This is a genomic window from uncultured Hymenobacter sp. (genome assembly GCF_964243305.1).
Taxonomy (GTDB): domain Bacteria; phylum Bacteroidota; class Bacteroidia; order Cytophagales; family Hymenobacteraceae; genus Hymenobacter.
Window position 1 is genome coordinate 111,898 of record NZ_CAXTEF010000009.1, and the last position, 10,940, is coordinate 122,837.

The window sequence follows — 10,940 nt, forward strand, 5'->3', positions numbered from 1 at the left end:
TCTACGTCTTATAGGCGAGTACAATCCCAAACGACAGGGCCGTCAGAATCAGGCCTACCATGAAGATGGTGTAGCTCGTGCGCAAAAGCCGGTATTTGCGGTCAAGCACTTCGCCGAGGTAATAGATGTCGGTTATCATGTTCGAGTACAGCGCATCGGAGTCGCGCATCAGGCTGTGGATGCCGCTCTGGAAGTTGTCGAGGCTGAGCTTGGTGAACTGCCCGAAGAAGAGCAGGTTGACGCGGCGGTTGGTAGCCACCTGCGGGCTGCGCTTGAGCCACTTGAAGCTCGTCACGTCGGGCTGCGCCGAAAGGATGGCTGTGGTCACGGAGCCCAGGGCGGTGGCCACGAGCAAGCCCATCGGCACGGCCAGCACCGGGTTGCGGGTGAAGGCCGGGCCCAGCGCCGATGATTTGGCGCCCAGGTAGGTGATGAGAATGGAGAGGATGACGGCGTTGAGGCTGACCATCATATTGGCCTTGTTGTCGGCCATCTGCGAGAGGGTCACGTGGTTGTCGTACATGGTTCGGAACATGGTTTCGACGCCGCGCTTGCCTTCGGCGAAGGTGCCGTTCTGCTCCTTATCCTTTTCCTTGGCTTTCTTCTCCAGCTTCTTGAGCTGCTCGCGCTGGGTTTTGATATTGGCCTTGAACGCTTCTTTGTAGCGCGCCTTGCCCGCCTCTGATAAGTACTTGTGCGAGAGCATAAACGAGAGCTGCATCTCGGCCCAGGCAGTATTGGAGTAGGTTTTGCCCAGGGCGGCCTCCCACTCGGCGCGCAGCAGCTCGGCGCGGCCCCGGAAATCCTCGGCCGCCAGGTTGCTCATGTCAGCATCGACGAGCATCTTCTGCAACTCGGTGGTTTTGGGCTCGTCGCGGTGGGTGGCCCGGATGAGGTCGACCACGGCCGCCACGCCGACGGTGGGGTAGGCCTGCGCCAGCAGCCACTCGCGGGCGCGGGCCATGCTGCGAAACTCGTGGCCGTCGTAGGCGTCGAGGTAGCCCGTGTCGTGAAACCAGGCTGCCAGCAGCAGCCGTTCGGTATCGTCTTTGCTCAGCGCCACAGCCGTGGCCAGGGCACGGGCTTCCTTGGCCACGGTGGCCGTGTGGCGGAGCGTGTGGTAGGTGAGCGTGGCCGGCAGCTGCTTTTCCAGCAGCGCCGTCACGTGGGCTTCGGCCGCCTTCACCAGCGCCGACACCTCCGCCTTGGGGGGTTTGCCGGCCGAGGGGGGGGTAGGGGCACCAAGAATAGGTGGCGCAACGGTCACTACGGGCAGCACCGTTGAGCCAGAGGGAGGATTTTCCATGAATAAAAAGCCAGGCAAGCGCAAAAGAAACAACCAGCCCAATTTGCTTGAACGCGAAGCCGCGCCCGGAAGTTAAGTACGGCTGCGGGCAGTGCCACCTTGCTTCAAAAATACGGCCAGCCCCACTTTGGTTCACTTTAATCAGCCTCAACCCGCCTGCGTACCAGCCCGATTAGGTTACTTTACTCTATGAATCCACTTCTTCGCGCCTTGCGCGGCAGCCTTTTTCTGCTCTTCCCCCTGCTGCTCTCGTCCCCGCCGGCCCAGGCCCAGGGCGAATCCGACCAGAACCCGCACCACGCCCGGCCCAACTACCGCTTCGGGGCCGAAAACTGGCAGGCTGCTACCCCCCCCGACCCGGCCGGGCTGCGCTACTCGGTGTTTCTGATTGGCGACGTGGGCAAGCCCATCCTGCCCGATAAGGGCGGCGAGCCTTCACTGAACTTCCTGCGCCGCCAGATTCTGCAAACCGGCAACCGCAGCACCACGGTGTATTTGGGCGACAACATCTACAACCAGGGAATGCCGCCGGAAGGCGCCTACGACCGCAAGGACTCCGAGGCCCGCATCAACGCGCAGCTCGATATTTTCAAGGGCTACCGGGGCGAGAAATACATGATTCCGGGCAACCACGACTGGGTGCAGGGCGCGCCCAAGGGCCTGGCGCAGGTAATTCGGGAGCAAACGTACACGGAGGAATATCTGGCCAAGGACTCGGCCAATTTTGCCCAGACCGGCGACTTTCTGGTGCCCCGCGACGGCTGCCCCGGCCCCTACGAGGTGCGCATTCAGGACAACGTGGTGCTCATCGCTCTCAACTCGCAGTGGTTTCTGACCAGCCCGGCGCTACGGCCTTTTGGGGCGAGTTGCGGGGTCGAGACCGAGGCCGAGGTGTATGCCCAGCTCGAAGACATCATCGCCCGCAACCAGGACAAAAACATCATGGTGGTGGGCCACCACCCGCTGTTTTCGGATGGCATTCACGGCGGCTACTTCACCGTCGGCGACCACCTGTTTCCGCTCAGCATCGTGTCGAAGTATGCGTTCCTGCCGCTGCCCATCATCGGCTCGATTTACCCGTTGGCGCGCAAGTATGGCGGCATCAACCAGGACTTGCCGCACCCGGACTACCAGGCGTATAAGAGCGGGCTGGTGGATATCTTTAATAAGTACCCGAACGTCATCTACGCCTGCGGGCACGAGCACAACCTCCAGTATTTCAAGCAGGGGCAGGCGCACTACATCGTGAGCGGCTCGGGCTGCAAAACCCAGCACGTGCGGCCGGGCGACGGCGGCGGGGCTGTTTTCTCGGATAAAGAGAAGGGCTTCGTGCGCGTCAACTACTACGATAACGGCCAGGTTTGGCAGGAGCACTACATCCCCGAGGGCAGCGGCGAAACAGCCCGGCTTGTGTTCCGCAACCAGCTCTACACCAAGCAGACCACGGCTGCCGCGGCCAACGAGCCCGCCGCCCCGCGCACACCCGTCGAGAAAGAGGAGCAGCGCGAAAAAGCCGAGGCCAGGGCCGCCAAAAACCAGCCGCTGGTGGTGCCCGTCTCGCGGCCTGACTTCAAGGACAGCACCGTAACGGTGGCCATCAACCCGCTCTATAACGAGCGCAGCGGCTTTCACAACTGGCTGCTGGGCAAGCACTACCGCGCCGAGTGGGCCACGCCCGTGCCGTTTCCGGTGCTGGACTTGGCCACAGCCAAGGACGGCCTGACCCCTTACAAAACCGGCGGCGGCAAGCAAACCCTGTCTTTGAAGCTGCGCAACGAGGAGGGTCGCAATTACAGTTTGCGCGGCATTGACAAGGACCCCGCCGCCGTGCTGCCCGCCAACCTGCGCACGGGCCTGGCCCGGGACGTGTTGCAGGACCAGGTTTCGGCCCAGCACCCGTTTGCCTCATTCGTGCTGCCGCCGCTGGCCCAGGCCGCCGGCATCCTGCATCCCAACCCGGAGTACGTCTACATTCCCAAAGACCCGCTGCTGGGCCAGTACGAAAAGCAGTTCGCGAACCGGCCCGCCGGGTTGGAGGAAGACGCCAAAGACGACCAGAGCGACGTGGCCAGCCTGGGCTTCGCCAAAAACATCGTGGGCACCGAGCGGATGCTGGAGCGCCTGCTCGAAGACAACGACAACCGCGTGAACCAGGTGGCTTTTGCCCGCTCGCGCCTCTTTGATATGTGGATTGGCGACTGGGACCGGCACGAGGACCAGTGGCGCTGGGCCGAGCGCAAAACCAAGGACGGCGACCGGGTATACACGGCCATCCCCGAAGACCGCGACATTGCCTTCTTCAAGGGCGACGGCGTGCTGCCCTACCTCATTTCGCGCAAGTTCGCCATCCGTAACTTCCAGAATTTCGGCTACGACTACGCCGACTACAAGGGCTTGAACCAGACCGGCCTGAGCAACGACCGCGTGTTTATGGCCAACGTGAGCCGCGCGCAGTGGGTCGAGCAGGCCGAAACCATGAAAAAGCAGCTCACCGATGAGGTGATTAAGCAGGCTTTTCGGGACAAGTGGCCGAAGGCAATCATGGCCCTGCACGGCGCCGAAATCATCGCCAAGCTTAAGAGCCGCCGCGACTTGCTGCCCGAGCTGGCCGCCAGGTATGCCGACGTGGTGGCCGATATTGTGGAGGTGCGCGGCTCCGAGAAAAACGAGAAGTTTATCGTGGACCGGCTGCCCGACGGCAACACCCACGTGGTGGTGCGCAAAATCACCAAGGAAGGCCGGCTCAGCAAAACGCTCTACGACCGGGTGCTCGACGGCAAAGTGACCAGCGAGCTGCGCCTCTACGGCATCGCCGGGCAGGATGTGTTCGACGTGCGCGGCGCGGCTAAGGATGCCATCAGGCTGCGCATCATCGGCGGCACCGGCCGCGACTCTATCACCGACGTGAGCCGCGTGGGGGGGCTGGGCCGCCGCACCCAGATTTATGATGCCGACTCCGGCAACGTCATCAGGGGGGGTAGGGAAGCCCGCCTGCGCCTGGAGCCCGGCACCGAGGTAAGCCGCTACGACCACCCCAAGCGCTTCGACCTCAAGGACTACCGCCTCAACTACACCGGCCCGAACCTGTTTTTTGGCTACAACATCGACGATGGCGCTCTGGTGGGCGGCGGCGTCACGCACCGCCGCTACGGCTTCCGGCGCGAGCCTTTTGCGTCTGAGCAGAGCCTGTCGGCCAACCTGGCGCCGGCCCGCGAGGCCTACAATGTGCGCTACCTGGGGCAGTTCAACCGCGTGCTTGGCAAAACCAACCTGCGCGTGGCCGCCCAGTACTACGGGCCGCAGCTGCTCTACAACTTCTTTGGCATCGGCAACAACACCCAGAACCTGGCCAACCAGGACGAGGAAGCCGACCGCCCTACCCCCCGCACCATCAACAATGCCTACCGCGTGCGCTTCAGCCGGCTCGAAATTGCGCCCACCTTCGAGCGGCAGCTCTTCAGCCCGCTGCGCTTCGGCATCGGCCCGCGCTTCGAGCGCATTCACATCTACGAGCAGGGGCTGGGCTCCGAGCTGCTGGCCGTGCGCCGACGGAGCAACGAGGAGAGTCGCCGGTTTGGCTTCCGCGAAACCGACTTTGAGGACAATTCCTACCTCGGCGCCATCACGTATCTGAGCCTTGATGCCAGCTCCTCCAGGGTGAACCCGCGCATCGGCCTGCGCTGGTACAACGAGGCCCAGTACAACAAAGGTCTCTCCCACGAGCATCTCGCCTACGGCCGTCTCTCCTCCGAGCTGCGCTTCTACCTGACGCCCAACTTCCCCTTCCGCCTCACCTACGCCGGCCGGCTGGGCGTGCAGCGCAACCTCGGCGACTACCGCTTCTACCAGGCCAATACGCTGGGCGGCACCACCAACCTGCGCGGCTACCGCCGCACCCGCTTTGCCGGCCGCACCGCCCTCTACACCAACTTCGAGGCCCGCCTGCAGCTGCTGCAATTCAACGCCTACCTCTTCCCCGGTACGCTCGGCGTGCTGGGCCTGGCCGACGCGGGCCGCGTGTACGCCGGGGCCAACGACACGCGCACCGGCCTGAGCGCCTTTCACACCGGCTTCGGCGGCGGCGTCTACGTCGACATTCTCAAGCAGGCCGTCATCAACGTAACCTATTCAGTGGGCGAGGAAGAGTTGGTGTTTATTGGGTTTGACTTTTTATTTTAAGCAAACAGCGCTACCAGCCGAAACCAGAAGCCCCAGCCGCCCGGTTGGGGCTTTTTTTAAGGAGCCAATTCCCTACCCCCCTGCCCGGCAGCCAGGCCTGCCAGCCCAGCAAGACAGGTGCTGCCGATGGCGGTGGCTGCCGCTTATCCTTTTGCCCCGCAACCCCGTTAAGGCTGCATTCCCTACCCCCGACTTTTCCCGCCGACCTTCCTATGCGCTCCCGCTTTTCGTGTGCTCGCCTGCTACTCTGGGCTCCGCTTACGCTTCTGGCCGCCCCGCGGGCGCGGGCCCAGGACACGCCCCCTCCGCCCGTGTTCCCGGCGCCGGCACCCACGGCCCTGGATTCGGCCACCAACTCGTCGCGGCTCGACAATCCGCGCGCCTTCGCCAACCCCTCGGTACTGGGTATGGGGCCGAGCAAGGGCCTGATTGTGCGCTACGAGCGGATGCCCCGCTTCGGGGTTGATGCCACGGCCAAGGTCGAGGGCCTGCGCGACTTCAGCGGCGACGCCAATAAAAACGCCCGCCTGAGCATCAAGGGCTACATTCCGGCCTGGAATCACCCGCACCTGAAGGTCATCGTCGGCATTAGCTACGAGCGCGAGGAGTTCAAATTCAGCAACCCGCCCACGCAGTATGAGCTGCTGGACAACATCGAAAACAAGGGCCTGAAAAACCTGGCCACCCAAATCGCCATCATCCGGCCCGTCGATGCGGTGCACTGGTACCTGGTGCGCCTGAAGGGCGAACTGGCCGGCGACTACACCTCCGGCGACCTGACCACCAAGGACTACCTGCGCATGTCGGCTGAGGCGGTGTACGGCTGGAAGCGCAGCCCACGCTTTTCCTGGGGGGTAGGGCTTCAGTACGGCTACACGTTCGGGCGGCTCAGCCTGTATCCGGCCCTGCTCTACAACCGCACCTTCAACGAGCGCTGGGGCGTGGAGGCGCTGTTTCCGGCCCGCGTCACGTTCCGCCGCAACGTCTCCGACCAATCCATTCTCTACGCCGGCTACTCCGTCGATGGCCTCAACTACATCGTGCACCTGCGCAACGAGCTGCGGCGCGAAAACCAGCCCGACAAGCGACCTTTGCGCACCCTGGAGCTGCGCGAAACCGAGGTCAAGTTTCGGCTGCGCTGGGAGCGCGAACTGCTGAGCTTCCTCTGGCTCGGCGCCGAGGGCGGCTACCGCTACAACTACGCCTTCGACGCCTTCGACCGCACCAATGCCGACCGCGAGAAAATCATCGACTCGAAGCTGGCCGGCGCGCCCTACGCTAGTTTGGAGTTGTTTATCACGCCGCCGCGCAAGCTGCTGGAAAAGTCGGGCGTTCGGCGGTAGGCCGGGGGGTAGGGATTTTCGCGCAGCAGCTAAAAACCCGTAATTTGTTGAGCCAACTTGGCTTCCACTGACTTCCACCAACTTGATGGAAACTGCAATCAGCCCCGCCGTATCAGCTGATACGGCCCAGCTGCGGGCCAGCCTGCACCGCTTCGTGGACGAGACCACTGACCCGGCTATCCTTCAGGCCTGGCTGACTATTTTAACCAGCGCCCGCACCCCTGAGCCGTTGCCTGGGGAATCCGTGCGCCTGGAAGACCTGTCGCCAGCCGCGCGGGAAGCCGTGGAAGCGGGCTTACGCGACATCGAAGCCGGCCGGGTTCGCCCGCACGCCGAGGTTTGGGCAGAGCTGAAGGCGGAGTTTGGGCAGGCCTGAGCATGGAAGTACGATGGACAGACAAAGCCACCGCTACATTCCGCCAGCGCTCAAAATGGCTGCGCAAGCATCGGGGCGAAGCAGCCATGACCCGTTATTTCGGCGAGGTCACGGCCGCTTTAGAAAAGCTTGAAAAATCCGACCGGGTCGAATACTAGTTGGTTGATGAGGACACTGGCACTCGTATCCGCGCAAACGAGGTGATTGATTTGTACTACCGGCTGGATGTCCAAGGAGTGGAGCTGGTTACATTTTTTGATTCCCGCCAGGACCCCGACAAGCTCAGGCTTTAGCCTTGCGCCGGCTCACCAGCTTCCCTAGAAACTCCCGCTGCGCCTCCTGCGCCCGCACCAGTGGCGCGCCCGGCGCCGACTCAATAAAGCGGTTGTCGAAGTCGCGGGCCTTCACATTATCGGCGCGCTCCAAGTCCAGCAGCGCCCGCACTTCGGCCCTCACCCGCTCATCATAGAGTGGGAAGCCGACTTCCACGCGGCGGTCGAGGTTGCGGCTCATCCAGTCGGCGGAAGAGAGGAACACCTTTTCCTCACCGCCGTTGCCGAACACGTAGATGCGGGCGTGCTCCAGGTAGCGGTCGACGAGGCCGCGCTGACTGATGTTTTCGCTTAGCTCAGGCTGGCCCGGCACGAGGCAGCCGATGCCGCGAATCAGCAGCTCAATGCGCACGCCGGCCTGGCTGGCTTTGTAGAGCTGCGCTATCATACCCCGGTCCTCCAAGGCGTTGAGCTTGAGGATGATGTAGGCATCGCGGCCGTGCTGGGCGTGCTTTATTTCGCGCTCAATCAGCTCCATCAGCCGCTCGCGCAGGGCGAAAGGCGCCACCAGCAAATGCTCGAACGGAGCGGGAGCCACGCGGCGGTCGCGCAGGTACTCAAATACCTGGTCCACCTCGTGGGTCAGGCGCTCGTCGGCCGTAAACAGGCCGTGGTCGGCGTAGAGGGTGCTGGTGGCCTCGTTGAAGTTGCCGGTGCTCAGGTAGGCCGTCAGCTGGGTTTGCTCGTCGGCTTCGGCGCGGCGGGCGATGAGCAGCAGCTTGGCGTGCACTTTTAGCTCGGGCGGGGTGAAGATGACGTGGGCGCCGGCCTTTTGCAGCTTCTCGGCCCAGAACATGTTGCTGGCCTCATCGAAGCGCGCCTTCAGCTCGACTATCACCGTCACTTGCTTGCCGTTTTTCACCGCCTTGAGCAGGGCCTTGGCCACTTCGCTCTTCTCGGCTACGCGGTAGAGCGTGATGCTGACGGCGCTCACGCGCGGGTCGTGGGCGGCCTCGCTCAGCAGGCGCGTCACCATATCAAAGCTCTGGTAGGGCGGATGCAGCAGGTGGTCGCGGGTGGCGATGGCGGCCAGCAACGAGCCCTTGCGGGGCAGCGTCGGCTGGGGCAGCACCGGCCAGGGCGGGTTGCGCAGCGCCGTCATCCCGAAGTCGGGGAAGCCGAAGAAGTCACGGAAGTTGTGGTAGCGGCTGCCCTCCACCATCTCCTCCTCGGTGATGCCGGTTTTCTGGTGCAGGGCCCGGCGCACGTCGGGGGGCAGGGCGGGGTCGTAGAGCAGGCGGGCGGGGTAGCCGGTTTCGCGCTTGTGCAAGGAAGAGCGAATCTTGGTCAGCAAATCGCCCGACACCTCTTCCTCGATGTCCAGCTCGGCATCGCGCGAGAGCTTGATGGCGTGCACTCCTACCCCCTCGTAGGCCGGGAACAGGGTCGGGGCGCCCACCCGAATCACGTCATCAAGAAACATGACGAAGTGCTCCTCGCCCGCGTCCGAAGGTTGGGCGGGCAGGGCCACAAAACGGCCGCCGTGGCGCTTGGTGGGCAGCTCCATCACCAGCACCCGCTCGGCATCGGGCACCTTATGGCCGGCGCGGGGCCGGGTGAGCAGAAAGGTGAGGTACACCGTCTGGTCTTTGAGGAAGAGATGGTGCAGCAAGTCGTCGAGCACCACCGGCGAGAGCAGATTCCGCACGTTGTCCTCGAAATACTGCTGCACCCAGGCGCGCTGTTCGGCGCTCAGGTCGGCCTCGCTGACCAAGTGAATGTGAGCCGCGCCCAGCGCCGGCAGCAGCTCGTCCCGAAACGTGCGCCCAAACGCCTCCTGCTGCTGATACACCTCGTCGAGCACGGCGGCGAGCTGCTTTTTGGGCGAGGCGCCGCCGAGCTGGGCACGGGTTTTTTTCTTGAGCTTGACCAGGCGGCGCAGCGTGGCTACGCGCACCTTAAAAAACTCGTCGAGGTTGGCCGAGAAGATAGCCAGAAACTTCAGCCGCTCCAGCAGCGGCACGCTGGGGCTCTGGGCCTCTTGCAGGACGCGGGCGTTGAAGCGCAGCCAGCTCAGGTCGCGGGAAAGGGTTTTCAAAGCAGGTTGGAGCGTTAGAAGGGGGGTAGGGAAAGCGCCTGGCCAGCGGGAGCGCGGCCAGTCGGGCTTTTACGCAGGCCGGCCCCGGTTAGCCGTTCCTCTCTCCGGGTTGGGTGGGGCAGGGGGGGTAGGGACTGCGGGCCAGGGCCAGCTGCGGCGGGCGCGGGCGAAACCGGGGCCAGACCGTAGTAAAAAATTAATGTATGATTTTAGGATAGTACCATGCCAGCCCCCTATTTTTGCGCTAGTCTAATTTAGCTGCAAAAAAATCAGTGAATTTTCTCATGAACCGGGACGCGGCCTAGCTGGCCGGGCCCCATCCACTGTAGTGAGCAAGCCAACTGAATTGCCGGCTGGCTGGTCTAGGCGCTGTTCGTCATCCATTTTCCATTTTTTCCATTTTCCCATGCCCACTTCTTCTCCCATGCCAACCGCTACCTGGCAACTCCCCTTGCTGCTGCGCCGGGTGGCGCTGCTCCTACCCCTGCTCTGCCTGAGCTGGCTGGCCCAGGCGCAAACTTCTTATTTTAACTCCGGCTCCATCAGCTACCAAACCGACGATGCCAACAACCGGCTGCAACCGCAGGTGAGGTTCAAGGTCCGGGAAATCATCAGCGTATTGACCGAATTCCGCAACCCAGTCGTCATAGGAGGAGTCCGGTCGACCTCGGCCCTGATTGACTTTGGTGATGGCACGCCCCGCGAGCAGGTGAACCTCACCGTGCTGAGCAAAGGCCAAGCCGCCGGTAATTTTAATACCGACTATTTTATTGGCGAGTACAACACAACCCATACCTACAGCTCGCCGGGCCGCTACTTTGTCACCGTCCGGGGTGAAAATCGGACAACTTCGGGTGGGGTTGTTCTGGCAACCTCTGCCGTAGTCGGGGCCGGGACCACCAATGATTCGCCGGTGTCGCTGCCCGACCCTCTCGTGCTGCTGGACCGAACCCAGGGCACGCCTACCTACCAGGTGCCGGCCAGCGACCCCAACGGCGACGCACTGACCTACAGCCTGGCCACGGCCGAGGAGGCGGGCGACGCCAGTGGCCGCGTCAACCCGGCGGGGCTCAGCATCAATCCCAGCACGGGTGTGCTGAGCTTCAACACCGCCAACACGGCGGCGGATGATTTTTACACCGCCGTTATTAAGATATCGGACGGGTCGACCCTCATCGTCGTCGACCAGCTCATTCGGCTCGTGGGGACGTATTCGCTGTGCGATCCAACGGCCACCGCGCCGGTGGCGGTAGCCGACCAATTGAGCACGGCCACCGGCAGCCCGCTGACGTTCACGGCGGCCCAACTGCTGGCCAACGACACCGACCCGCGACGCCGCCCGCTGCAAGTGGCCAGCGTGGGCCGG

General features: G+C 63.3%; 7 protein-coding genes. 5 read left to right on the forward strand and 2 right to left on the reverse strand.

Annotated features, from left to right (window positions below; genetic code table 11):
- Position 1: 1 nt before the first annotated feature.
- A complete protein-coding gene (locus tag ACFE70_RS08055) occupies positions 2–1,306 on the reverse strand; it encodes a Pycsar system effector family protein (RefSeq protein WP_375417218.1) in 1,305 nt (434 codons plus the stop codon).
- A 189-nt stretch (positions 1,307–1,495) separates the two neighbouring features.
- Here ACFE70_RS08055 and ACFE70_RS08060 point away from each other — a divergent pair, with 189 nt between their 5' ends.
- The 4 genes from ACFE70_RS08060 to ACFE70_RS08075 all read left to right on the forward strand — a co-directional run bounded on the left by ACFE70_RS08060 (position 1,496) and on the right by ACFE70_RS08075 (position 7,362).
- Positions 1,496–5,485, forward strand: coding sequence for a metallophosphoesterase (locus ACFE70_RS08060; RefSeq protein WP_375417219.1), 3,990 nt, complete (start codon positions 1,496–1,498; stop codon positions 5,483–5,485).
- 212 nt (positions 5,486–5,697) lie between these two features.
- Positions 5,698–6,828, forward strand: a complete 1,131-nt coding sequence (locus ACFE70_RS08065; protein ID WP_375417220.1) for a DUF6268 family outer membrane beta-barrel protein — start codon at positions 5,698–5,700, stop codon at positions 6,826–6,828.
- A gap of 85 nt (positions 6,829–6,913) precedes the next feature.
- Positions 6,914–7,204: a hypothetical protein gene (locus ACFE70_RS08070; RefSeq protein ID WP_375417221.1), complete on the forward strand. Its 291-nt coding sequence runs from the start codon at positions 6,914–6,916 to the stop codon at positions 7,202–7,204.
- Between the two features lie 2 nt (positions 7,205–7,206).
- Positions 7,207–7,362 carry a hypothetical protein gene (locus tag ACFE70_RS08075; RefSeq protein WP_375417222.1) on the forward strand — a complete coding sequence of 52 codons (156 nt, stop codon included), beginning with the start codon at positions 7,207–7,209 and terminating at the stop codon, positions 7,360–7,362.
- 124 nt (positions 7,363–7,486) lie between these two features.
- Here ACFE70_RS08075 and ppk1 read toward each other — a convergent pair whose 3' ends face one another.
- Positions 7,487–9,574: a polyphosphate kinase 1 gene (gene ppk1 / locus ACFE70_RS08080; RefSeq protein ID WP_375417223.1), complete on the reverse strand. Its 2,088-nt coding sequence runs from the start codon at positions 9,572–9,574 to the stop codon at positions 7,487–7,489.
- Between the two features lie 406 nt (positions 9,575–9,980).
- Here ppk1 and ACFE70_RS08085 point away from each other — a divergent pair.
- A partial coding sequence (locus ACFE70_RS08085; RefSeq protein WP_375417224.1) for a putative Ig domain-containing protein occupies positions 9,981–10,940 on the forward strand: 960 nt, incomplete at its 3' end.

Excerpts from the sequence above, each read along its gene's own strand:
- ACFE70_RS08055 (WP_375417218.1), bottom strand. The coding sequence starts at position 1,306 with ATGGAAAATCCTCCCTCTGGCTCAACGGTGCTGCCCGTAGTGACCGTT.
- ACFE70_RS08060 (WP_375417219.1), top strand. The coding sequence starts at position 1,496 with ATGAATCCACTTCTTCGCGCCTTGCGCGGCAGCCTTTTTCTGCTCTTC.
- ACFE70_RS08065 (WP_375417220.1), top strand. The coding sequence starts at position 5,698 with ATGCGCTCCCGCTTTTCGTGTGCTCGCCTGCTACTCTGGGCTCCGCTT.
- ACFE70_RS08070 (WP_375417221.1), top strand. The coding sequence starts at position 6,914 with ATGGAAACTGCAATCAGCCCCGCCGTATCAGCTGATACGGCCCAGCTG.
- ACFE70_RS08075 (WP_375417222.1), top strand. The coding sequence starts at position 7,207 with ATGGAAGTACGATGGACAGACAAAGCCACCGCTACATTCCGCCAGCGC.